Origin of the sequence: Methylophaga sp. OBS3 (assembly GCF_026319325.1) — a bacterium.
Taxonomy (GTDB): Bacteria; Pseudomonadota; Gammaproteobacteria; order Nitrosococcales; family Methylophagaceae; genus Methylophaga.
Window position 1 is genome coordinate 104,045 of record NZ_JAPDMU010000002.1, and the last position, 24,812, is coordinate 128,856.

Annotated in this window: 21 protein-coding genes and 1 tRNA gene; 9 read left to right on the plus strand and 13 right to left on the minus strand. The window is 45.0% G+C overall.

The window, feature by feature from the left end:
- The first annotated feature begins 17 nt into the window (after window positions 1–17).
- Window positions 18–104 (plus strand) — tRNA-Leu (locus OMP94_RS04890).
- Window positions 105–149: 45 nt separating this feature from the next.
- On the opposite strand, the gene OMP94_RS04895 is transcribed toward OMP94_RS04890, so the two are convergent.
- Window positions 150–1,814, minus strand: a complete 1,665-nt coding sequence (locus OMP94_RS04895) for a bifunctional diguanylate cyclase/phosphodiesterase (RefSeq protein WP_266276698.1) — start codon at window positions 1,812–1,814, stop codon at window positions 150–152.
- Between the two features lie 488 nt (window positions 1,815–2,302).
- On the opposite strand from OMP94_RS04895, the gene OMP94_RS04900 reads away from it, so the two are divergent.
- From OMP94_RS04900 to OMP94_RS04910, 3 genes are read left to right on the plus strand one after another with little or no spacing between them, the layout of a single operon-like run.
- Window positions 2,303–3,091: a substrate-binding periplasmic protein gene (locus tag OMP94_RS04900; protein WP_266276700.1), complete on the plus strand. Its 789-nt coding sequence runs from the start codon at window positions 2,303–2,305 to the stop codon at window positions 3,089–3,091.
- Entirely contained in the window at window positions 3,088–9,291 is a 6,204-nt protein-coding gene (locus OMP94_RS04905; RefSeq protein ID WP_266276702.1) for a response regulator, read from the plus strand. Before OMP94_RS04900 ends, OMP94_RS04905 begins: the two co-directional genes overlap by 4 nt.
- Window positions 9,292–9,320: 29 nt before the next feature.
- Window positions 9,321–10,370: a response regulator gene (locus OMP94_RS04910; protein WP_266276704.1), complete on the plus strand. Its 1,050-nt coding sequence runs from the start codon at window positions 9,321–9,323 to the stop codon at window positions 10,368–10,370.
- A gap of 5 nt (window positions 10,371–10,375) precedes the next feature.
- Here OMP94_RS04910 and OMP94_RS04915 read toward each other — a convergent pair whose 3' ends face one another.
- Window positions 10,376–10,753, minus strand: coding sequence for a response regulator (locus OMP94_RS04915; protein WP_266276708.1), 378 nt, complete (start codon window positions 10,751–10,753; stop codon window positions 10,376–10,378).
- Between the two features lie 102 nt (window positions 10,754–10,855).
- A complete protein-coding gene (locus OMP94_RS04920) occupies window positions 10,856–11,758 on the minus strand; it encodes a LysR family transcriptional regulator (RefSeq protein ID WP_266276710.1) in 903 nt (300 codons plus the stop codon).
- A 108-nt stretch (window positions 11,759–11,866) separates the two neighbouring features.
- Here OMP94_RS04920 and OMP94_RS04925 point away from each other — a divergent pair, with 108 nt between their 5' ends.
- The 5 genes from OMP94_RS04925 to OMP94_RS04945 all read left to right on the plus strand — a co-directional run bounded on the left by OMP94_RS04925 (window position 11,867) and on the right by OMP94_RS04945 (window position 16,632).
- Window positions 11,867–12,697, plus strand: a complete 831-nt coding sequence (locus tag OMP94_RS04925; protein WP_266276712.1) for a DODA-type extradiol aromatic ring-opening family dioxygenase — start codon at window positions 11,867–11,869, stop codon at window positions 12,695–12,697.
- Between the two features lie 36 nt (window positions 12,698–12,733).
- Window positions 12,734–13,528: an SDR family NAD(P)-dependent oxidoreductase gene (locus OMP94_RS04930; protein ID WP_266276714.1), complete on the plus strand. Its 795-nt coding sequence runs from the start codon at window positions 12,734–12,736 to the stop codon at window positions 13,526–13,528.
- Between the two features lie 47 nt (window positions 13,529–13,575).
- A complete protein-coding gene (locus tag OMP94_RS04935; RefSeq protein WP_266276716.1) occupies window positions 13,576–14,100 on the plus strand; it encodes a cytochrome b in 525 nt (174 codons plus the stop codon).
- A 157-nt stretch (window positions 14,101–14,257) separates the two neighbouring features.
- Window positions 14,258–14,626: a diacylglycerol kinase gene (locus OMP94_RS04940; protein WP_266276718.1), complete on the plus strand. Its 369-nt coding sequence runs from the start codon at window positions 14,258–14,260 to the stop codon at window positions 14,624–14,626.
- A gap of 11 nt (window positions 14,627–14,637) precedes the next feature.
- Complete coding sequence (locus tag OMP94_RS04945; RefSeq protein ID WP_266276721.1) at window positions 14,638–16,632, plus strand: LTA synthase family protein; 1,995 nt, start codon at window positions 14,638–14,640, stop codon at window positions 16,630–16,632.
- On the opposite strand, the gene OMP94_RS04950 is transcribed toward OMP94_RS04945, so the two are convergent.
- From OMP94_RS04950 to OMP94_RS04995, 10 genes are read right to left on the minus strand one after another with little or no spacing between them, the layout of a single operon-like run.
- Window positions 16,598–17,281 carry a hypothetical protein gene (locus tag OMP94_RS04950; RefSeq protein WP_266276723.1) on the minus strand — a complete coding sequence of 228 codons (684 nt, stop codon included), beginning with the start codon at window positions 17,279–17,281 and terminating at the stop codon, window positions 16,598–16,600. The genes OMP94_RS04945 and OMP94_RS04950 overlap by 35 nt on opposite strands.
- 4 nt (window positions 17,282–17,285) lie before the next feature.
- Window positions 17,286–18,068 carry an FTR1 family protein gene (locus tag OMP94_RS04955; RefSeq protein WP_266276725.1) on the minus strand — a complete coding sequence of 261 codons (783 nt, stop codon included), beginning with the start codon at window positions 18,066–18,068 and terminating at the stop codon, window positions 17,286–17,288.
- 8 nt (window positions 18,069–18,076) lie between these two features.
- Entirely contained in the window at window positions 18,077–18,397 is a 321-nt protein-coding gene (locus tag OMP94_RS04960; RefSeq protein WP_266276727.1) for a cupredoxin domain-containing protein, read from the minus strand.
- Window positions 18,394–19,719 carry an ATP-binding protein gene (locus tag OMP94_RS04965; RefSeq protein ID WP_266276729.1) on the minus strand — a complete coding sequence of 442 codons (1,326 nt, stop codon included), beginning with the start codon at window positions 19,717–19,719 and terminating at the stop codon, window positions 18,394–18,396. Before OMP94_RS04965 ends, OMP94_RS04960 begins: the two co-directional genes overlap by 4 nt.
- The gene (locus tag OMP94_RS04970) at window positions 19,716–20,375 is read right to left on the minus strand and encodes a response regulator transcription factor (protein ID WP_266276731.1); all 660 of its coding nucleotides are present in this window, start codon (window positions 20,373–20,375) and stop codon (window positions 19,716–19,718) included. The genes OMP94_RS04965 and OMP94_RS04970 overlap by 4 nt, the downstream gene beginning before the upstream one ends.
- Window positions 20,356–21,024, minus strand: coding sequence for a tetratricopeptide repeat protein (locus OMP94_RS04975; RefSeq protein ID WP_266276733.1), 669 nt, complete (start codon window positions 21,022–21,024; stop codon window positions 20,356–20,358). Before OMP94_RS04975 ends, OMP94_RS04970 begins: the two co-directional genes overlap by 20 nt.
- Complete coding sequence (locus OMP94_RS04980) at window positions 21,021–21,833, minus strand: SDR family oxidoreductase (RefSeq protein WP_266276735.1); 813 nt, start codon at window positions 21,831–21,833, stop codon at window positions 21,021–21,023. The genes OMP94_RS04975 and OMP94_RS04980 overlap by 4 nt, the downstream gene beginning before the upstream one ends.
- Window positions 21,817–22,479 carry a TenA family transcriptional regulator gene (locus tag OMP94_RS04985; RefSeq protein WP_266276737.1) on the minus strand — a complete coding sequence of 221 codons (663 nt, stop codon included), beginning with the start codon at window positions 22,477–22,479 and terminating at the stop codon, window positions 21,817–21,819. The genes OMP94_RS04980 and OMP94_RS04985 overlap by 17 nt, the downstream gene beginning before the upstream one ends.
- Complete coding sequence (locus tag OMP94_RS04990) at window positions 22,451–23,938, minus strand: AMP-binding protein (RefSeq protein WP_266276739.1); 1,488 nt, start codon at window positions 23,936–23,938, stop codon at window positions 22,451–22,453. The genes OMP94_RS04985 and OMP94_RS04990 overlap by 29 nt, the downstream gene beginning before the upstream one ends.
- Window positions 23,935–24,633, minus strand: coding sequence for a thermostable hemolysin (locus tag OMP94_RS04995; RefSeq protein WP_266276741.1), 699 nt, complete (start codon window positions 24,631–24,633; stop codon window positions 23,935–23,937). Before OMP94_RS04995 ends, OMP94_RS04990 begins: the two co-directional genes overlap by 4 nt.
- Window positions 24,634–24,812 lie beyond the last annotated feature (179 nt).

Sequence of the window (24,812 nt, forward strand, 5' to 3'; positions counted from 1 at the left end):
ATGATCCGCCTCTTGCTGCCCGGGTGGTGAAATTGGTAGACACAAGGGACTTAAAATCCCTCGCCTTTAAAAGCGTGCCGGTTCGAGTCCGGCCCCGGGCACCATCAAGAATACAAAAAGCCCCGACACGGAAACGTTTCGGGGCTTTTTTAATTCCTCCCTTCGGCTGAGAGTCTGAATTGGTTCTTGCCCGCTTTTTTGGCTTGGTACATCGCTTTATCAGCTTTCTCCAGCAAGTCCTCAACTGAAACACCATGTTCGGGGAAACTGGCCACGCCTACGCTAATTGAAATCCTGAATTCTCTGCCCTCAATAATCACTGGCTCATTTACTTTTTCAATTAGATGGTTAAAGAATTTATTTACATTAAAATGCTGAAAATCATCTTTTATTAACAGCACAAACTCATCACCGGCAAAACGACCAGCAACATCAGTAGACCGACAGTTTTCAGTTAGTACTCTGGATATTGCTGTTAAAACACCATCGCCGACTTTATGGCCAAAGTTATCGTTGAAAGCCTTGAATGAGTCCACGTCAATGAAAGCCACATAAAACCTGCTCTTTGCCCCAGAGACAGCGTTTGATTTAATCAATTGTTTTGTACGGTTAATGAAATAGGCTCGATTAGCCAGCCCCGTCAAATTATCAAAATTGGCTTTTTTCCATATTTCCGCTCTCTCTCTATCTGCTTCTGTCGTATCACGCGCTATCTGAGAGGCGCCTATGACTTCAGAACTATCGGCATTGAATACCGGTGACAAATTCTGTGAAACCCTCACTTTCTCGCCATGTTTCGTCATGTAAATGGCACGGTGATCGGTCACTTTTGCTCCGCTGTGTAAAGACCTTAACAACCTATCATGGGCCTGGTGCGCCTCATCTGGAATAATCGAGTAAATCGACTGCCCAATCATTTCACTTGCGGCAAAGCCGAGTAACTGCTCTGCAGCGGGATTCCAGCTGAGTATTTCACCCTTCAGGCTCTGGCTGATGATGGCATCGTTGGATGTTTCGATGATGGACTGGAATTCACGGGTCAAGCGCTCCACTTCTACTTGCGCCGTAATATCCTTCGCGATTTTTGATGCACCAATCACTTCTCCCAAGTGGTTATAGATGGGAGAAATCGTTGCCGACACATGTATTAACGAGCCATCTTTTCTTTTTCTTATGGTGCGGAAGTGGTCAACCTTTTCTCCCCTTGCCAGTCTGCTGAGAATGTCGGGCTCTTCATGAAGCCTGTCTTGCGGGAACACCTTAATCATCGGCTCACCGACCATTTCCTGAGCGGTGAAACCAAATACTTTCTCTGCACCGGCATTCCAGCTTTGCACAATGCCGTTGAGGTCTTTGCTTATAATGGCATCGTCCGAAGATTCTACGATGGCCCTGAAATGATTGTTCTCCAGATCTCTGAGCGCTTCCTGAGTGATATCTCTGGCGATTTTTGATGCACCGATTATCTCACCTGCTCCGTTGATGACTGGCGAAATAGTGACCGACACATCCAGCAAACGGCCCGACTTGTGCTTTCGCTGGGTTCTGAAATGTCTGACCGGTTCGCCTCTGGCGATTTTCTCTAGGATAGAATCTTCTTCGTTCAGGCGTTCCTCGGGGAAAATCAACCGCATAGGCTTTCCAATAATCTCTTCAGCAGAGTAACCAAACATCATTTCAGCTGCCGGATTCCAGCTGGTGACAATACCGTCGAGATCTTTGCTAACTATCGCGTCATCACTAGACTGGATGATCGAGTCGAGCAAATTGGAGTTCATGAAAATAGCGTCATTGCCACCAGCTTTATGGGTCATTGTGTCAAACTCCTTGAAATCAATTTACGCCATGGAACACTGGAAATCCTTTTCAACAAACACAGGGCGTTACGTAATTGAGTCCTTATTTTTTATCTTTACTTAATTTTAAGTGTCTTCTTAATGATTCGACACACTATGTGAATTCTGAGTGACGATGGTGTTAGTCAAAAATATCAGCATAAACATACATTTACATCGAATAGTAGCGCAAATTATATTCATACTGGCAATGGTATCGTCGCGAGCAATCGTAGTAAGGTCGATTAAACTTGAATCTGGATGGCTGTTACCGTCATCGGCATTTCTGCCTGTCATGGTAAAAATTCCCGTTTAGGCTTTTAAATGACCCATACATCGCGTTTTCAAGAGTAGCTGCCCTGTAGATAACCAAAATCAATTGAAGTTTCGACAACCCGATGCATTTGATGGCAATATTGACGTCAGGTCACCAGAGCACCTGAGCTCTCATCATAAATGGATATTTAATGCTGAGCAGATACTTACAATTTTTCGTCTTGTTTCTCTGCATGAATGTGTCTTCAGTGACAGTGGCAAGCCCGCCTTCACTCAAAGTTGTGATACCCGAGGATTTCCCACCTTTCTACTACCATGACTTAGATGGCAGCTTTCAAGGCGTTTCCTACGAGGTTGCTGTATTAGTTAGTGAAAAACTAGGTTATCAATTAGACATCACCCAATTACCTAATATGCGGCAATTATTGTTGGCGCTGGAGAGTGGCCAACAAGATCTCAGCATAAATTTAACCGAAACGGCCGAACGATCAAAACTAGCCTATTTCACACAAACGCCACATGTTTACGAATCACAACATCTTATCGTTCGTGGCGACAGCAACATTGAATACAACGGCGATTTAAAAAGTTTGACCAATTATAGTTTTGGGCCAATTTTTGGCTGGACCTATGGTAAACAGTTTGATTCAGCAACCTATTTGACCAAGGATTATCTCAACGACTCTAAGCAACAACTCAAAGGCCTGCTTTCTGGTCGCTATGATATTGCCGTTAATAACCCACAGTATTTTCAAGAAACTATCTCTTCATTAGGCATTAATCCCGTTTTTAAAGTCTTATCACCAGCACTTATCAATTTGCCTGTCACCATGGCAATTTCAAAAAAACACCCTGACGCTGAAAAAGTCATTAATGCCTTTGAGCAAGAAATAGCACGCTTTATTCAAACCCCAGATTATCTCGCAATACTGCAAAAATATGGCTTTACCAATACGCTTAATGTGGAGGCAGCGCAATGACGTTAAGTCGCTTCCTGTTAACCTATATTTGGCTATTTTTACTGGTTTTAGGTACGGCTTTTTCATCAACTGCTTGGTCACTAGAAGATCGTCCTAGCCTGACCGAATCAAAATTGGTTGAACTTGGGCAGTTAACACGTGAGCTACGTTTTCAGGATGAAGTACTGACGAGCTCCATTACCACTTATGCCTACACCAGTGAATTAAAATGGCTCGAACGCTATCGGACGGCAATGGATCGTTTTAATGATGCCTTTGATCGCGTGACGACTGACTTCCCTGAAGTAAGTCATACCACCAACAAAAATCTGGTGAGTTCAGCCCAGGCCCTCTATGACTTTGAAGCCGAAGGCTTAACCTATATTGAAAACGGCGAGCCACAAAAAGCACAGCAATTATTCACGTCCGCTGTCTATCTTGAAAACAAAACCTTGTTGACAGAAACACTGCGTAAGCTCAATGAAGAAATCAACCATAAACAGCTGACTTTAACCCAAACAGGGTCGAATACCACTAAGCTTAAGCTTACGCGAATAGAACAAGACTGGATCGCCGCCAATCCCGAAGTACTGGTTGGCAATGAGCCCGACTGGGCACCTTTTCAATTTGTAGACAACAGTGAGAATCCAGCGGGGATTAGTGTCGATTTATTAAAGCTTATCAGTGAAAAAACAGGCTTAACCTTTACCTACTCCGAGCCAGCTAGCTACGCCGAACTTCAGTCAAAACTCTTTAATAATGAGCTCGATCTGATTGCCGCAGGTTATTACTCGGAAGACCGTAACGATAGCGCGCTGCACACCACGGCATACACCACTATAAAAGAATATGTTTTTGTCCTTGATGACAGCGGCATTAACGATATGGATGACCTATCTGGGCGAACCCTTGCGATTCCCAAAGGTTATGACACAACCAAACTGATTCGCGCAAGCCGACCAGATATCAACATCATCGAGCCGAATTCGATTATGGAAGCACTCACAATGGTGGTGCAGGGTGAGGCTGACGCCGTGATTGACGCGCAAAGAGTTGTTAGCTTCTTGATAGAAGAAAATAAATTTGAAGGGCTACGCTCATTCCCAAGTCGTATCGCTAATACACCGCTGAGAATGATTGTCTCGAAACAAAAACCCATTCTGAATAGCATCATCAGTAGAGCCATCAATGATATTAGTCGCTCAGATCGTAATGCTATTTTTGCTAACTGGTTAAATCATGACGCTGTAAATAATCCGCTTTCTTTACCCAACGCCAATCTCAATATGGAAGAGCTCGCTTGGCTCAACGCCCATCCGATTATTCAAATTGGGGCAGATCCTGATTGGCGTCCTTTTGAGTTTGTAAATCAACAGGGTTATCACCAGGGCATCATCGCTGACTACATGGAAATGATTACCGATCAGTTAGGCGTGGCTTTTGCCCTCCAACCCAAAGCGACTTGGCAAGAGGTTGTTGAGAGCGCTATATCCGGTGAAATTGACGTATTACCGGGCTTATCCAGAACCCCAGACCGTGAAAAACATTTTCTTTTCACCCAACCCTACATCAGTATTCCGAGTGTCATTATTACCCCTAAAGGAACACCTAGACTCAGTCAGCTCTCAGATTTAGGCGACCGAACCATTGGTGTCATTGAAGGCTACTCCTACAACGAATGGCTAAAGGATGCCTATCCCAATGCCAACACCGTTCCAGTTAAATCTATCTCGGAAGGCTTAACCTTGGTTGAAGAAGGCGCACTGGATGCCATGATTGCCAACAAGCTCAGTGCCATTGACCGGGTAAACTCACTGGGCCTAAGCAATCTAAAAGTCAATTTTGTTACTAGCTATAACTTTGAGCTGGCAATTGGTGTCAGAAAAGACTGGCCTGAGCTGGTCAAAATTTTGAATAAATCTTTATCGCAAATCACCCCCGCACAACATGACTCACTTCGCCGTAACTGGGTAAGTGCTGAACTGGAAGGGGTCGACATTGCCCCACAAGCAAGCAATGGCGAATCAATTCCTATTGCCAAGATGCTGCTGATTACTTTTGGGCTGGCGATACTCTTTTTATTTATCGCTTGGTTATTAAGCCGCCGCGCTGGCGATATTATTGCGCTCTACCAATCAACCAATTTGCGCTTTTTCACGGCAATGACCGTTTGCTGTATTTTGCTGATCATATTTGCCATCACGTGGTACTCGCTGCAACGAAGCGAACAAATCACTCGTGAACGTGCTGCACAATCCTTGGTAACGGTGCTGAACTCGACCAATGAAGCTATCAGCTATTGGTTATCGGCTGGCCTGAGACAAGTCACGATTATTGCGAATGAAAGCAATCTTAATACGTTATTTTCAGCCTATCAGCTCACTGACGATCTTTTGGCAACAGAAGCTTTTAGAAATGTTGGCAGCCTTTTAGAGGCACAAAATCTGAATAATACGGCTTGGCAATACACCATGATACTGACTGATGGCAGTGTCGTATTTGAAAATGCACCGCCCGTGGAGCACTTATTACCAAAGCTCCAAGAAACCGTTTTTAATGGTGTGGCAACCTTTATTCCCCCTGAGCGAGTGCCAAATTCCACATTAACCCGTATGTACTTTGCTGCCCCTGTTCTCGACTATAAGGGGCGCACCATTGCAGCGGTCATAGCTTCGGTCGATCCACACGATGCATTTTCTCAAGTCATTCGATCAGATAACAGCAATTATCAAGAAAGTATGGAAACCTATGCTATCAATACTGAAGGGTGGATGATTTCCAGTACCGTGCATGAAGAGGCTCTAAAACAGCTAGGCCTGCTTGGGCCAGATCAATCGACCATACTCAATATCAAAGTCAGTGACCCCGGTGTTGATCTCACGCAAGGGAAAAAACCCACGCAATCAATTGCCGAACAACCGCTGACAAATTCTGCCTATCAGGTTTTACAAAAAACCAGCAGCCAGCAGTATGAGGGTGAGCGTGATTATCGAGGTAGCCGAGTATTGAGTGCTTGGGCTTGGAATGATCAATTTAATATTGGTCTCATCACTGAGCTGGATGAAGCCGAAGCCCTCGAAGGCTTCCATGTATTTCGAAATACACTCTATACCATACTAGGTATTTCATTATTCTTAAGTTTCAGTCTACTGGCATTCAGTGCTTGGTTAGGTGCTCGGGCAAATCAAACCTTAGTCCGTGCCCGTGATGATCTTGAAGAAAAAGTCATCGCACGTACCGAGGAGTTGAGTAAGAGCAAAGAGCAATTCCATAAACTGATGGAATCTGCCCCTGATGCCATGGTGGTGACCAAAGCATCAGGCGAAATTATTTTGGTTAACAAGCAAACTGAGAAATTATTTGGCTATCAGCGTGAGGAGCTAATTGGCCAGCCCATCGAGCTGCTACTGCCCGATGCACTAAAGGAAGCCCATAAACGCCATGTGGCCAATTTTGTGGCTAAGCCTGTTGCTAGAAGTATGGGCCAAAACATGGATCTGTTGGCACGGGCTAAAGAAGGTTTTTATATTCCTGTCGAGATAAGCTTGAGCCCAATTGAAACCGCGGAAGGTCTGACCATTTCCAGCTCGATTAGGGACATCACCGAGCGCAGGGCCGCTGAAAAAGCCCTCCAAGACAGCCGCTTTATGCTGCAATCAGTCCTCGATAACTCACCAGCACTAATATATATCAAAGATTTAAACCTTCGTTACATGGTGGTTAATAAGCTTTGGAAGTCCGTCAGAAACAGCTCTGATCTGGATCCTGTTGGCCATAGGGCAACCGAATTGATGGCAACAGAGTTTGCCCAAGTCCTAGAAGAGCGAGACCAACAAGTCATCGAAACGAATGACACGATTCAACTGCAAGAAATCATTACGTTTGCCGATGGCTCGGAACATACGTTTATCTCTTACAAGTTTCCGATCCATGATTCTACCGGCAAGCTTATCGCTTTAGGTGGTATTTCATCAGATATCACCGAGCAAGTTCAAGCTCGCGAAGCAGCCGAAGAAGCCACCAAAGCCAAATCGGATTTTCTGGCCAATATGTCCCATGAAATTCGTACCCCAATGAATGCCATCATTGGGATGTCGCATCTTGCCCTACAAACCGATCTGAATCGCCGCCAACGTAACTATATTGAGAAAGTGCATCTATCAGCCGAGTCATTACTAGGCATTATTAATGACATTCTCGACTTTTCGAAGATTGAGGCGGGCAAACTCGATATTGAGCAAATCGACTTCCGGCTGGAAGATGTACTGGAAAACCTGTCAAACCTCATTGGCATGAAAACCGAAGAAAAAGGTATCGAGTTTCTTTTTGATATCTCGCCAGAGCTACCAACTGCATTAATTGGTGATCCATTACGACTTGGGCAGATTTTGATTAACCTTGGCAATAATGCTGTGAAATTTACCGATCAAGGTGGTGACGTCGTTATTAAGGCCGAAGTAGAAAGCCAAGATGAAGATGCCGTCATGATGCACTTTAGTGTCATCGACACCGGTATCGGTATGACACCCGAGCAAACTAAAAAGCTGTTCCAATCATTCAGTCAGGCAGACAGTTCTACAACCCGTAAATATGGTGGTACAGGTTTAGGTCTTGCCATTTGTAAAAATCTGACTGAATTGATGGGCGGTGATATTTGGGTCACCAGTGAAGCTGGTATCGGTAGTCAGTTCCACTTTAGCGTCAAGCTCGGCAAACAGAAAGGCATTGCCTCGCAGCGTCGTCATACCAAAACACATATCGATAATCTTAAGGTCTTGGTCGTCGATGACAATGCGACAGCAAGAGAAGTCTTGGTCAGTATGCTCGCACAAATTGGTGCCGAAATAGATCAAGCTGCCTCAGGAGAAGCTTGTTTAGCCTTGCTTGATCAAGCCGACGATAAACATCCTTATGATTTGGTGTTTATGGACTGGAAGATGCCGGGCATGGATGGCATCGAGACGATAGAGAAGATCCAATCAAACTTAGATCTCGAAAATATGCCGATGATCATCATGGTTACTGCCTATGGTCGCGAGGAAGCGAGCTCTGCAGCACAACATATTGATCTTAGTACTATTCTGACCAAGCCAGTCACCGCCTCCTCCTTAGTAGATGCCATTATGACAGCGCGAGGTCATGACGACATAGACAGCGTCAGACCAATTAGTCGAGAAGATGAACTCCTTGAAATCAAACGTAAACTTCACGGTGCCAAGGTTTTATTGGTGGAAGACAATGAAATCAACCAAGAGCTTGCCGTCGAATTGCTTAATAGCAACAACATTCATGTTGATATCGCTGAAAATGGTCAGATTGCCGTCGATAAAATATCTACAGGCACCTATGACGGTGTATTGATGGACTGTCAGATGCCGGTTATGAGCGGTTACGAAGCCACCGAGCATATTCGTAAACAACTTAAATTAATCGATATTCCCATCATTGCTATGACGGCGAATGCCATGGCTGAAGATATTGCCAAAGCCCATGCGGCAGGCATGAACGATCACATCTCAAAACCGATTAATGTCAAAGATATGTTCACCACGATGGCCAAGTGGATCACACCAGCTAATCCAGAAAGCACCGTCGCCCCAGCCAAAATTGTTGGCGATGAAAATAGTTTTGATATCAATTTAGTAGCAGGGATCGACACCAAAACTGGCATGATGACCATGGCTAACAATGCCGATTTATATCGCTCGTTACTGATTCGTTTTAGAGATAACTATAGTAATTATGCCGAGACCTTCGCCAAGGAACGTGAAGATGCCGACTCTCAAGCCGCTGAGCGAAGCGCGCATAGCCTAAAAGGGATTGCAGGAAACCTTGGGGCTAAGCAGGTACAAGCTCAAGCGGCGCTTCTAGAGGCAGCCTGTCATCAAAACGATGCCGCAGAAATAGATAGCATTTTGCCTAATTTGTTGGCTGAGATTCAGATAGTAACTGATAGCCTGTCTAACATCAGCAAAGCTGAGACTGGCACGACATCCGTCACACCAGCCGGTAACGTCGATCCAGAACAGCTAAGGGATCTGCTTAACCAATTACAAGCGTTGCTGGAAGATGATGATACTGCCGCTAAAGATCTGGTGGATGAATTAGATGGGTTGGCTTTGAGTACCGAGCAGAAGAATGTCGTTGATATCATTTATCGCGCTATCGATGACTATGATTTTGAAGCCGCGTTAGAAGCCTTATTCGGTTTCCCGGATTAATTTTCAGTCATTTCGATAAGGGATTAGCCATGGAATCAGATAATAAACAAACTATCCTCGTCGTGGATGATACACCCGAGAATATTGATATTCTCAGTGGTGTTTTGCGGGAAAACTATAAGGTTAAAGCGGCATTAAATGGTGAGCGTGCCTTAAAAATTGCGAATGCTGACAGCCCGCCTGACATCATTTTGCTGGATATTATGATGCCAGAGATGGACGGCTACGAAGTCTGCAGACAACTCAAAGCCAATCCAGCCACGCACCGTATCCCGGTGATTTTCATTACGGCCAAGAACCAAGAAGAAGATGAACAAAAAGGATTTGAACTTGGCGCTGTTGATTACATCACCAAACCCATCAGCCCGCCCATTGTTCAAGCTCGAGTAGCCACACAATTAGCCTTGTACGACCAAAACCGAACATTAGAAAAGAAAGTACAAGAACGTACGCAACAACTCACCAATACCCGCCTCGAAATTATTCGCAGACTTGGCCGTGCCGCCGAGTTTAAAGATAACGAAACCGGCCTGCATGTCATCCGCATGAGTCACTACACACGTCTAATAGCTGAGGCTATTTCCCATGATGACGAATGGGTCGATCTGATTTTCAACGCAGCACCAATGCATGACATCGGCAAAATCGGTATTCCAGATCACGTCTTGCTCAAACCCGGCAAACTAGACGATGAAGAATGGAAAATCATGCGTCGCCACCCCAAGATAGGTGCGGACATAATTGGTGATGACGACTCACCATTACTCCAAATGGCCAGAGAAATTGCCTTCGCCCACCATGAAAAATGGGATGGCAGTGGTTATCCTCGTCGTTTAAAAGGTGAAGACATTCCGATTGCTGCTCGTATCGTAGCGATTGCTGATGTTTTTGATGCGTTGACCACCGAAAGACCGTATAAGAAGGCGTGGGAAATTGCTGATGCGGTTAAGCTAATTGACGATGAGGCCGGCAAACATTTTGACCCAGCCTTAGTAACGATCTTCCACTCTGTTTTGCCCGAGATTTTGGATATCAGGGACAAATACGCCGAGCAAAATATTAGTCACGAAGATAGCTAAACGCGTTAAAGATATCCGCTTAGTAACATATCTACCGTATCGGTAACACTTTGCGGGTCGATGGGTTTGGTTAAATAAGCTACCGCGCCAGTTTCCATCCCTTGACGCTGTTCATCAGCCGTAACCTTGGCCGATAAAAATACGACTGGAATAGTACGTGTTTCAGATTGACGTTTTAATGCCTTACAAACTTCGTAACCATTCATTCCCGGCATCATAATATCGAGCATAATCAAATCTGGAACTGGCGCTTTGGCCGCTACCATCAGGGCTTTTTCACCGCTCGTGGCCGCTTTAATCTTGTACTTATCGGACAACACATTTTTAATAACATCAATATTGCTTGGCTCATCATCAATGACCAAAATGGTTTTCTGGCTCATGCTCACTCCTTGTCACACATCCAAAAGCCCTAGCGCTATTAAAAACTCGGCCTAGTATTGTTGCAAGTAAAACTACGCTTTTTATGTCGTTAGTTCTGAGGATTAGTACTGCTTTTCGTGAAAACATTCCACTAGATACTCAATCATTGCTCTGACTTTGGCAGGTGGACGACGATCGGGAGGTGATAAAACATGTAAGCCACCAGCATCAATGGTTGGTTTATCAAGTGGCAAATCCACCAACAGACCTTTGGCTAAAGCATCGTTAATGATGAATTCCGGCTGATAAATAATTCCTAAACCACCAATCGCAGCAGCCAATAACGCATCACCGTTATTCGCTTTGAAATTGCCTTGTACCGGTACTTGAATATCAGCATCGTGACCAAAACACCAGAAACCATGCCCCTGCATGGGTGAAAGTGTGTAGCTCAAACAGTTATGGTTAGCTAAATCGGCCAACGTCGTTGGTGTACCGTGTTTGGCTAAATACGCTGGTGAAGCACAAACCCTTACGGCACAGTCACCAATACGACGTGCTTTTAACGTATTGTCAGCCAAATGCCCGATCCGAATCGCTAAATCCCAACCATCTTTGACCAAATCTTGTTTTGCATCACTAAGGCCGAGTTCCACTTCAACATGTGGATAACGTTCACTAAAAGCTGGCAGCAAAGGCGCTATAAATCGAACACCAAATGATAACGGCACGTTCATTCGCAAACGACCTACGGCCTCAACTCGCTGGGCAAATACTTCCGATTCGGCCTCATCAAGATCTTGGAGAATACGACGACAAGCTTCTAAATACTGCGTGCCAGCGTCAGTGAGTGTTAACCGACGTGTCGTACGGTGTAATAGCTTGATGCCCAGCCTTGCTTCAAGTGCATCAACATATTTGGTGGCCATCGCCGGTGACATACTTAATGCTCGGCCTGCCGCGGAGAGGCTTCCCAAGGTTGCAGCCTGTGCAAATACTCGCATACCAGTAAAACGATCCAGCATTTATTTAACACTCATAGTTAAAAGTCTTAGCGCATAATGGCACATTATCGCACTATTACAATCAAGTTATACTGAAATCCATTTGAATTTTGCCGGTAGGCACAAGCCATGATTCTCAGTGAAAAATCGTCCACACAAACTATAGAACAGCCAGTGCTGTTCATTCCCCATGGTGGTGGGCCATGTTTCTTTATGGATTGGGATCCACCTGAAACGTGGACCAATATGGCTGCCTACCTCAAAAATATCGTCAATACGTTGCCGGAAAAACCAAAAGCCATTTTGCTAATTTCAGCACATTGGCAAAGTAAAGAGTTCCGGGTGACCGCTGCTGAGAAGCCATCACTGATCTTTGATTATTATGGCTTCCCAGCACATACCTACGAATTAACTTACCCAGCGCCTGGTCAGCCCGACCTTGCCATGAAAGTCAGTGCCTTGTTGAAAAATGCGGGTCACACCGTATTGCCTGATGTTGCACGTGGTTTTGACCACGGCATGTTTATTCCTCTGAAGCTAATGTTTCCTGATGCGGATATTCCTGTTGTGCAACTCTCACTCAATAACAGCTTAGATCCGGCTTTGCATATTGCAGCGGGTGAAGCGCTGAGCTCACTGCGTCAAGAAGGCGTATTAATCGTTGGTAGCGGTATGAGTTTTCACAATATGCGTGGTTATGGTGATTCACGCTTCACTGCGCCTTCAGAAGCATTTGGTAATTGGCTTACCCAAGCTGTGCTTGCCGAGCCTACGCAAAGAAACCAAGCCCTAACAGAATGGCAAAAAGCACCTTTTGCCGAGATGTGTCATCCCGCCGGTTATGAAGAGCATCTTCTACCACTTATGGTTTCTGCCGGAGCGGCAGGAACTCACCGCGGCCAATTGGTCTATTCAGAACAAGTGATGAAAACCCAGCTTTCAGCCTATCAATTTGGTTGAGCCTGTTAACGAACTTGCTGAAATAGGAGAAGTACAATGCATATCGATTTATCTGGAAAACAAGCACTCGTCACCGGCGCAACCGGTGGTATTGGCCTCGCCATCGCGATTGGTTTAGCCAAAGCGGGTGCTAAAGTGACCATTACAGGCCGCTCTGCCAAAACCGTAGAAACAGCGGTTAACGAAATTAATCAGCAAAGTGAGCGTAATGATGCCAGTGGTGTCATTGCTGATGCAGGTAATGCTGATGGTTGCCAAACCGTCATTAATGCCCGCCCAGAAACCGATATTTTGATTAACAATCTTGGTATCTATGGCATGCAGCCGTTTTTTGATACCGATGATGCCATCTGGGAAAACAGCTTTCAGGTTAATGTCATGAGCGGTGTACGTTTATCACGTCATTACGCCAAAGGCATGCAAGCTCGTGGCTGGGGTCGTATTCAATTCATATCAAGTGAGTCTGCGCTCAATATTCCGACGGAGATGGTTTATTACGGTGTCACAAAATCGGCGATGCAAGGTGTGTCTCGCGGCTTAGCAAAAGTTTTGGCGGGCTCAGGTGTCACCGTGAATAGCATTTTGCCAGGCCCAACCCGCACCGATGGTGTTATTGAGTTTTTAGGCAATCTTGCCAAAGAGCGGGGTGTGTCAATCGAGGAAATGGAAACGATTTTCCTAGATGAAAACCGCCCATCTACTTTGTTAAAACGCTTTGCCACGGCAGAAGAAGTCGCCAACCTTTGTGTTTATGTGGCATCACCACAAGCCAGTGCGACCACCGGCGCATCACTTCGAGTTGAAGGCGGCATCGTCGAAAGCATTAGCTAAAGCAAATCTGCAATTACTTCATTATTTAGACTTTCAAGGAGATTATTTTGGTTCACGATACTCAGCAGCGTTATGGCGCGATCACTCGTTTTTTTCACTGGTTAATGGCGGTGTTAATCATTAATCAGTTCTTCAAATTTGGTGATTACTTTAATGATGGCAAACATTGGTTAGGCGACACTTTTGGCCCTTACCATTCATCAATTGGCGCTGTTGTCATGGTGTTAGTAGTACTTCGTCTGCTGTGGACCAACAAACAAAAAGGTCAACGTCCTGTCACGCCGGGCGTATTAGGCAAAATTGCCAAAGCCACCCACCACACCATGTATCTGTGTGTTTTCCTGCTACCGCCTTTAGGTGTGTTGTACATCTACGGTAAAGGTTATCCCGTGAAATTCTTTGGTATGACCATGTTAGATAAACCTGAATCACCAACGCCTTGGATGGCATCAGTCGGTGATCTGCACGCTATTCTGGCTTGGTTGTTAACTGCACTAGTCTTAGGTCACCTTGCTGGTGCGCTCTATCATCACTTTGTCCGCCGTGATGAAACCTTAAAGCGCATGCTTTAAGTTCCTCTCATCAGTTCTCAACTGATGTCTTGTTAAGCACTCCTTCTGGGGTGCTTTTTTTTGCCCGAAAATCCCTGTTTTACTAACATCTCCATCCTTAAGACTTTCTTAATGTTTACTCCATACACTTCGCAAAACGTTTACAGGATGGATAGTTTTGCAAAAGAAAACCGGCATCACACGTCTGCTCTATGCAGCAAAACACTCAAGTAACGGCTTCATCAGCGCATTAAATAGTGAAGCGGCTTTTAGACAGGAATTTATTGCTGTCAGCGTATTGGCGATCTTGAGTTTCTGGCTGCCCGTCACAGCCCTTGAGCAAGTGCTTTTGCTCTCCACCTTGGTCATGGTGTTGATTGTTGAGTTAATTAACTCAGCGATTGAGTGTCTTGCCGACCAAATTAGCAGTGAATGGCATTTATTAATTAAAAAAGCCAAAGACTACGGCTCGCTTGCTGTTCTGCTCACTTTGCTTATCAGCGCCAGTATTTGGCTCACCATCTTATTACCTAAATTTAACTTCTAGAGATCATCACGATGCGAAATCTACTTGGTCCTTATCAGCTTTTATTCAAGCTGTTGTTATCAGGCTTAGTCATTCTGACCATATCTCGAATAGGCCTAATTGCCTGGCAATGGGACCGTGTAGAGCCTGCAATAAGTTTGGGTCAAATGCTGCTGCAAGGCGTGAGAGCCGACAGCATCATGATGGGCATGTTATTAGTGCCATTAGCCTTATTAATGCCTTTTTTAGCCAATCGAATCGGCTGGTCGGCTTGGCAAAAAGTTGTGCTGGTATGGGGTGTCATTGCCATGCTGATTTTGGTGTTTATGGAAGCCTCAACACCTGCATTTATCATGCAATATGATTTACGACCCAACCGATTGTTCATCGAGTACCTGAAATATCCAAAAGAAGTTTTCTCAACGCTCTGGCATGGCTTTAAACTGCCTTTAATACTTGGTTTGAGCATCACAGCTTTAGCTGGCTGGGCGGCAACCAAAGTCATTTTAAAATGGCAGCAAGGTTACCAACTCAATTGGCCTTGGTGGAAAGTGTGGCTGACATGGCCATTATTGGTGATCTTGTTATTGGTCATGATTCGCTCTTCTTTAGGTCATCGTCCAGCCAACCCAGCGAGCTTTGCGATTACTTCAGATGCCTTGGTGAATAGCCTAGTTTTAAACTCTGCTTGGTCTGTGTATTTCGCCATTTACAACATGCAACACGAAGCGCAGGCAACTGATGTCTATGGCGACATGGCAGATGAAGACATTATGACGATGCTGCGCCGTGATTATCCTTGGCTGCATAATCATGCTGATGCCACCTTCCCGACCCTTAACCAACGAGCACCTTCGGTTAAACGTGAAAAACCATTAAATCTGGTGATCATTTTAGAAGAAAGTCTAGGCGCGACATTTGTTGAATCTTTAGGTGGCGATCGACCTGCCACACCTGAACTCGAAAAACTTAAACAACACGGCTGGTGGTTTGATCAGTTGTATGCCACCGGCACGCGTTCTGTTCGCGGTATCGAGGCAACGATCAGCGGCTTTTTACCAACGCCGGCGAGAAGTGTGGTGAAGCTGTCGTTATCACAACAAAACTTCTTCACAATTGCCGACTTACTTAGCCAGCAAGGCTACTTCACCGAGTTTATGTACGGTGGTGAGGCGCATTTTGACAATATGGCCAGCTTTTTTATGGGTAATGGGTTTAACGCCATCATTGAGCAAAAACACTTTGAAAACCCGACTTTCAAAGGCAGTTGGGGAGCTTCCGATGAAGACTTGTTTGCGAAAGCCCACCAACGTATTACCGAAATGAATGCCAAAGATCAGCCTTATTTTGGTTTGGTATTTTCCTCTAGCAATCATTCGCCATATGAATTTCCAGATGACCGAATTGAGCTGATTGATCCCAATAAACATACCGACATTAATGCGGTGAAATATGCCGACTGTGCGCTTGGTAAATTTATGAATGAGGCCATGCAAAGCGATTACTGGGAAAACACATTATTTTTGGTTGTTGCTGACCATGATTTGAATGTCCATGGCGATGCACTTGTGCCAATTGAACGTTTTCAAATCCCAGGGCTGATTATGGGTGCGGATATCAAACCAAAAGAAATCAAAACGGTGGCCAGTCAAATTGATATGGCACCAACGTTACTGTCTCTTATGGGCATTGAGGCAGAAACCCCGATGATTGGTCGTGATTTAAGTTTGGCTGATGAACAAAATTCAAGTGGTCGTGCGTTAATGCAATTTGCTGATTATTTTGCTTTGATGAGAGGCGAAGATGTCACGGTGTTAAGGCCACACCAACCTGCCTTAGCTGGCAAATATTCGACTGAGCAAAGACATTTAAACATTGAGGGTTTGGCGACTGAGGAAAATGCACAAGATGCATTAGCCCATGTGCTTTTGCCTTCTTGGTTATATCGTCAACAGCGTTACGATACGCCTGTTGGCAGAGCTGAAGAGACGGTTAAAACTCCAGCTCTAGCGCAGCTCGCCAAGTGATATCTGCCGTTTTACTATTCAGGCCAGTTAATGCACCCAGCTCCCAGTGCAATTTCTGGCCTGGCTGTAAACGGATATCACCTAACGCTACAGGCCCTAATGCACGGGTATTTTCACCTGCATAAAACTCGACAGCAGGCTCGAACCAACTGGCTAAACGATAACGCCCCTGAAGTGCCAGTGCCGTTTCAAACTCTTTATTGCCATCTTCCTGCCACTCGTATTTAAGCCATAAGTTACTGGTCGCGACCCAACGCCCCCACTCTCTTGAGGTAATCAAACCGGTCGCGACTTCCCAGTCATCACTATCACGCTGCCATTCAAACTCGGTGATCAAACCCCAATCGTAGTTATATTCACCTTGCTCAGTTAACTGCCAAAGCGCTTCCAGTTCGTAAGCTTCAAGACGTAACTCATTATTGCCTTCATCTTCACCAATTAAATAACCTTCGATAAAAAGGCGATCATTTACTGACTGACCGTAACCAAGGCGCTGTGTTTGCTCACCATCCGCATCGGTTAATCGCCACTCAAGTTCACGCTCCAATGGTTGCACGTAGGGTTGATAAACCTTATCTACAGCGCTGCCATCAGCAAGTGCCGATACGCTTGTCATTAAGAAAATGGGTAACGAGATTTTTTTCATCATCGTATTAAGCCTTTTGTAACTGTTTTCGGTGCTGTAGCCCCACCACAATTGCCAAGATCATTAGCAATAAACTGACGCCATAAACTACTACTTGGAGTGTTGTTGGTCTTGCTTCATAAGCCATTAAAGCGAATAAAAACTGCCCCATTAATGAGTGCTCACTGACAATAGATGAGCTGTCCCACAATACCTTTGTGGTTGGCAGCCAATCTGCTTGGATTAACATTTGGGTTGCTTGAGCTGCCATACTTCCGGCCACCAATACCACTAAAAAATGTATTAGTTGGCGGGTTTGTTTTATCGATAAGCTGATCATCAGATAATACAAAAACACCCCGATACTTAAGCCGAGCCCCATGCCAATCAAACTACCGGTCATCACCGGTAAAATCAGTGACTGCTGACCGAAGAAACCTGAGATATACAGCATCACTTCAGCGCTTTCCCTTGATATGGCTAAAACAATAGCCAAACCAATACACGCTTTTAATAAAGACGTCCGTTCTTCAGGTCTCGAAACGAAGAGAAAGTTAAATAACAATAAACACACGAAGATCCCGCCATGGATAAAAGCGTTGACCACTTCCTGGCCGACACCTTCAAACCACTGCCCAAACGTTGGCAAGTTAAGAGCATAAATAACGCCAGCCCCTAGCCCCAATAAAATAGCTCGTAAAATATAGCCATGAGATTGCTTTAACACGGTAAATAACGCCATAAACAAGCTCACGACCATTGCCGCTTCAAGCACCTCACGTAACACCAAAATGACACTATTGATCAGCATAGTTGACGTTACTTAGCGACCACACGGCCTTGCGCCGTGCTTGGGAAAAACTCACCAAAAAATGGGTAACTGCCTGCAGGCAATGGCCCAATAAAAATGACCGCCTGAGCGTTACCAGGAATCACCTTCTCTCTATTTAACTCGTAACTTTCAAACTCTTCGGCAGTTGGATCTTCATTAATCACCAACAGCTTTACTTTGGTATCAGCCGGGATCACCACTTCATCAGGGAAAAATAAATGGTCTTTTATCCTTAGCTCAATCACTGGCGGCCCAGCAAAAGCAGGACTCATCAAAGCCAGCAACATCAAGGTTAGTAATGGTTTCATGACGACAGTGCCACAGGAAAATGAATGGAGATTTTCAAGCCAGAAAGGGTTTCAGACTTACCTAACTTAATGTCAGCTCTATGAATATCGACAATATGCTTCACAATCGCAAGCCCAAGCCCACAGCCGACCACCTCAGTTGAAGCCTGCTGACTTTGTAATCGGTAAAAACGATCAAACACACGCGCATATTGTTCAGCCGGAATCCCGGGGCCACTATCTTCAACCGTGAGCACCACCCCACTCGCCACAGGGTGAATATCAACCTGAATTTGGCCACCATCAGGCGTGTACTTGCTGGCATTCGCCAATAAATTTTGTAGCAAGGTTTCCATCGCGAAGTCGTGGCCTTCAATCAGCGCTGTTTCACCTTGTAGCCCAACTTGTTGCTGGCGGCTATCAAATTGCTGAAATTCATCAGCGATGATTCGACGCGCGAGTTTAAACAGGTCAATTTTTTCGGCTTTGGCATGAATTTGCTCAGGTGAAGTGCGATAAAGCATCAAGATCTGATTCACCATATGCCCCATCCGAGCCACCGATTGTTCCATCAAACGCCAGTCTTCTTGGTGAGTATCAGCCGATAGCTGCAAATTATGTAAGTGCACCTGTAAAGCGCTAATTGGTGTTCTTAACTCATGTGCCGCATCAGCCGCAAAACGTTGCTCACGCTGAAAGGTTTGATCCAAACGCCAGAAAAGCTGATTAATAATCGACACCAGTTGGTCCAATTCGACAGGTAACTTTTCTAACTTAACGGGCGTCAGGTCATCCGCTTGTTTGTTAACAAGTTGGCGCGACAACTGTTTGAGTGGTTTTAAACCATTACCAATCAACCACCAAATCAATAACGCTGAAATACAAATACCCACCACCGAGGGAAATACCGCCGCTAAAACGATGTTTTCACCCATGGCACGGCGAACGTCACTTCGCTCACCCACTATGATCCAGCGTGACAAGCTGTCATCAAAAAACACATAGTTATGCCAACGGTAACTGGCAAAATTCACATCATAAAAGCCTTGTTCAAAAGGACTTAATGCTTCCGTTGGTGCTTGCTTAGAATGGGTCAAAAGTTGAAGATTTTCGTCCCAAATCTGAAAAAACAAATACTCTGCAGGTTGATTGTCATGCGGTTTGGTGGGGCTATTGGTGGTATTTGATGTGGCTAAAAGCTCGGCAGTCGCCATCAGCCGTTCATCAAACAATTTATTCGCGACATCTAAACTCGATTGATAGCCCTTTAACAGTGACATAAACATCACTAATGCCAGGGTCGCTAACAACATCAGCAGTAAATAAACGCGAATTGACTTCATTTCGCCTTGATCATGTAGCCAACACCACGGATCGTCTGGATAAAGTTATCCGGCAATTTCTTACGAATATGGTGAATGTGTACTTCAATCGAGTTACTGGCGACTTCTTCTCCCCAGCCGTAAAGCTTAGACTCAAGGCTGTCGCGCGTTTGTACTCGACCGGCATTTTCCATTAGTACTTTGAGCAACATAAACTCACGTCGGGCGAGTTCAATTGGCTCATCACCCACCATCACTTGTAGGGTTTTGGCATTTAATGACACGCCAGCAATGCTTAGCCCAGCATGTTGCTGACTACTTAATCGACGCTCAAAAACACGCAGCCTCGCTAATAACTCAGACATCTCAAATGGTTTTGCAAGATAGTCATCAGCGCCCGCATCTAAGCCTTCGACACGCTCATCGACACTATTTCTAGCAGTGAGCAAAAGAACTGGCAGGGCTGGATAAGCTTGCCTCAACGCTTTTAGCACCGTTTTGCCATCCATATCAGGTAAGCCTAAATCAAGAATCACCATGTCAGGTGCTTCAATTTTTAGGGTACTCAGCGCCTGCTGCCCTAGGCTTACGTGATTAACGGTAAATAGCTCGTGACGCAGTGACCTTATTAGGCCCTGCGCCAGAGACATATCATCTTCAATGAGTAAAACTTGCACTTTTTCCCTGTCGTAATTGATAACGCACTTGATCTAGCGCTTGTCTAATTTCCGCCTGACGCCCCATATCAGCAAGTGGCCGATCTGGTCGTGGCGCCGCTTGTTGTGCTGTGAGCAGATATTTTTCTGCTGCCGAATAGTCTTTTTTATCCATCATATACAACGCATAAAAATAGTTACTATCAATGCCATTGGGATTCATGGTCAGCGCTTTTTTCAAATACGCTTCGGCTTTATCATCATCACCAAATCCCAGAGGCCAACCAGGGACTTTGTAATACAACGTACCCAAGGTGGTGTAAGCAGATCCATTCAAAGCCGTTTCATCAATAGCTAACGCATTTTCAAGATCGGCTTTGGCAGTTTTCGCTAATGATAATGCGCCCATTCCGCCTTTAATTCCAGCATAGCTTGAGTTGATAATACCCCGCCAAATCAATGGCTCAGCGTGAATTGGATCAGCAGCAACGGAAAGGTCAGCATCATGAATCAACGTTTCAAATGCTTGGCTTTGCTCTTTGCCAGATAATTCATAATTGGCCTTGGCCCACTTTTCTTGCAAGCTGGCCACCGCTGGGGTGACAGCTTGAAGAGACATACTGGTTACCATTGCGGCTGCAGATAATGCAGCTAAAAATGTATTTTTCATGGTTTTTCTCCTGATAAATGCTGGTTAATAACCGGCAATTTGGCCTTTAGGCCCATATCAACAAGTCGGCTGCAAAAGCTGTTTAAGCGGCCAAAAAAACGTTCTGGCCAACCAAGAAATTGCTCTGCAGCCTCACTATGTTTGATAAAACGTAATAAACTTTTTGCCACACATTCTGGCGCGTCAGCATGATTCCCCAATGCTGAATTAAGCCCTACCACGCGGGCACTATTCATCTCGGTTTGGATGGCTCGTGGTGCGAAATAACGCACCTTGATGTCACTGTCTGATAACTCGCGACGTAATGCTTCAGAAAAACCACGTAAGCCAAATTTGCTGGCGGTATAGACGCTAAAACCTGGGAATCCCAAACGGCCAAATGCAGAACCAATATTGATGATTTGTGCCGTTGGTTTGGCTTGCATCTGAGGTAATAACAACCGGCTTAGTTCAATCGGAATCAACAGATTGGTATGTAAGATGGTCTGCACTTCAGCACTGGTCATATCGGTCAGTGAACGAAAATCACTGGTGCCCGCATTATTGATCAGTAGCTGAATACCGCCTTTAAATTGCTGACAAAAATCAGCTAGATATTGGCGATCTTGTAACTCTTGTAAATCAATCGTGAGGTAATGATGTTGACCACCCAACAGTTGATTCAAGATGGCTAGCTTTTGACTATTGCGCCCAACCAACACCAGCACCATGCCTTCGTCAGATAAAACCTGGGCAATAGCCTGACCAAGCCCCCCCGTCGCGCCAGTTAAAACGGCAACTTTATTGGTTAATTTAAGCGGCATATTCATGGACTGTTAAGCTCCGGAAAATATCACCATATAAACGGTAGAAAGCTTTAGCACTGTGCAAAATTTGTTGTTGATCTGCCGGATCATCAATGAGATTCATCAGATCTTCAAAAAACTTCACATGTTCTTGGTCTAAAGCACCATGTGAACGCAAATAACTAAACGCCTGATTCGGTAATCCCAGAGCTTTTTGGATATGTTCCGCTGCGGCATCAGCAGTGGTGATGCTTGTCCCCTCAAGGACATGCACCATGCCAAAGAAACCTAAAGGGTTAACCCGGGCCACTGTGTCATAGGCGTATGCAACCATCAGTTCTGTTTCTAATGAAGGCCGGCCATTACGGACAGCTTCTTTGTCTGCACTACAAGCGGCAATATCGTTGAGGATCCACTCCTGATGACCTAACTCTTCCTCGATATACTCAGCCACGGCTTCACGTAACCACTCGTATTTTTCTGGTAAACGAGCACCCACTGCCATCAACAATGGCACAGTGTGTTTCACGTGGTGGTAGGCTTCCGTTAAAAACGCAATGTAATCATCGCGAGTAATATCACCTTTAAGCGCTCGCGTAATGATTGGCGCTGAAAGTAATTGCTGCCGTGCTAATCCAGTCTCAGCTTGCAATGTCGCAAAGAATGTCATTGTCGTTCTCCTGATAAAAATTCTCGATAATGTGTTGGTATTTTTGATAAATCGCAGGGCGTTTTGGTCGGCCATTTGCCGTGAGTAGTCCTTGCTCTGCACGCAAAGGCTGTTGCAAGCGATACCAACGATAAATACGTGCGTAATCGGGTAATTGTTGATTGATACGATTAAGGTGTTGTTGCACAGCGGCGTCTGACAATGTGCTGAAAATCAACGCAGAGCAGAAAGGTTTTGCATCCCCAAAAACAACACACTGTTGAATATTGGGTTGGCTCATGACTTCGCTTTCAATCCACTCTGGACTGATATTTCGTCCATAACTGGAAATCAGCAACTGTTTTTTACGACCTTGGATATGTAAAAAACCTTCCTCATCGACTTTACCAATATCGCCTGTATGCAAAGCTTGACCTTTTAAAGCCGGAGCGCCGATATAGCCCAAGAACTGGCTACCATAAACCACGATTTCACCAGCCTCTTGGGTAACTTTTAAGTGAGGCAAAATTTTGCCTGCAGTGCCCGGCTTGTCATGACGAAGACTGTTTAAACTGACAACAGAGCTTGCCTCGGATAGCCCATATCCCTCATAAACAGGTAAACCAAACTCGCGTGTTTTATTAATGAGTTCGGCTGAGACACGACTACCACCCACCGCGATAAATGTCAGGGATGCAGGTGGCTGCCAACCAGATTGAACCGCATTCAATAACAAGCCCAATAATTCTGGCACCAGAATTAAAGTGTTCGGTCTGACCTTATCAATGGTTTGGATAAATGCCTGTGGCCCTGCCAAATAACCATTTTCAGTAATTGGCATCAGCACCACTTCACCCCCCGCCAGCAATGGTGCGTATAGACCGGCGATATTTTCTAGTAACGTGCTAAGGGGCAAGACTGCTAAATGCCGTGGTTGATGCAGCCCGGTCATAGAAATTAATGATTGCGCCACATTCTCTTGTTGATCTTGGCTTAAACAAACGCCTTTTGGTGTGCCCGTTGAACCCGAGGTAAAAGTGATTTTATCGGTTCCGACTGGTAACAAAGCCGCTGGCCAGACTGGGCAAGGCACCCACCACAATGGATAATCACCAAAGACCTTGGCTTCGACTGAAGAGGTTGTTAACCAACTCACAGGCTCAAACTGTTTTTGATAAATCAACACGCTGGCTGCTGCCGACTGCATCGCATGTTGAATTTGCGCCTCAGTGAAATACACCGGTAGCGGTAATAACACCACACCTGCCTGCTTTGCAGCCAAATCTATGATTAACCACTCAGGACTGTTATCAGCAAGTAATGCAACGACTTGGCCACGGTAATCCTGTAGCAAAAAAGCAGCTTTTTCGACTTCGTTAACTAACTCGCCATAACTCAACACGTGCTGTTTACCAATGACCGCCACCTTGTTTGGTGATTTGCGAGCAATCGCATTGAGCGTCATCATTAATGTAGTCATGACAAACGGATCCTCGCTGCTGTTGATTGAATAAAGTCTTCGTGGTGTTCCCAGGCCGACTTGATAACGCGGTGATAGCGTAAATGCTCAACGGCGTAATTCAGATCCCCCGCCAAGATCATAGGTTTATGTTGGTAATACTCACCCCATGCATCCCCTTTATCAGGCAGCTTTGTTGGATCGGCAACGCCAATCACAGTTGTTTCTAATTGCAGCTTTTCCAATAAACGGCGCACTTGTGATGTCGCGGTAAATACCACTTGTTTAAATCCTGCTTGCTGCAAGATTGCCGCAACAATGACAAACAACAATGGACTACCCGCTTGGAAGCTCGCAGCCAGATTGCCGATCTCCACAATATCTTCACGATCGACATGGCCATATATCGTTGAAAGTGTTTGCTCAACTGGGCTTTCAAGATAATGCTCAAGAAATAAGGGTTGCTGAATCGCTAACTGAAACCCAAGAGCAGCATTCACTTGTTCTGCTTGAACGCTGGCTAATAAAAAAGGGAAAAAGTATTGGAGCTGCGCACCATAACTTTGCCAAAACTTATCGGCAATGAAAGTCTCAACGTCATCTCGAGTTTGCGTTTGTGGCGTGATTAACTGTAGCGGAGACTGGGCTAACAACAGTCTTTGCTGCCAAATCGGCTGCTGAGCCGACTTCCTACTTTCAATTAGTCTTGCTTCCATATTTCCCTCCTAGGGTTCATGGAGGCAAATGTTAGAAATGAAAACTTAAGAGCAAATTAAGAAAGTAAAAAATTTATCACTGGCATTAACCAGCTTTAGCAAATGAATCTTTTCAAAGGTTGCGTGCTCTAAACAGTCAATTGCTGAGAGAAATTAAAATGAACATAAGAATATTATTA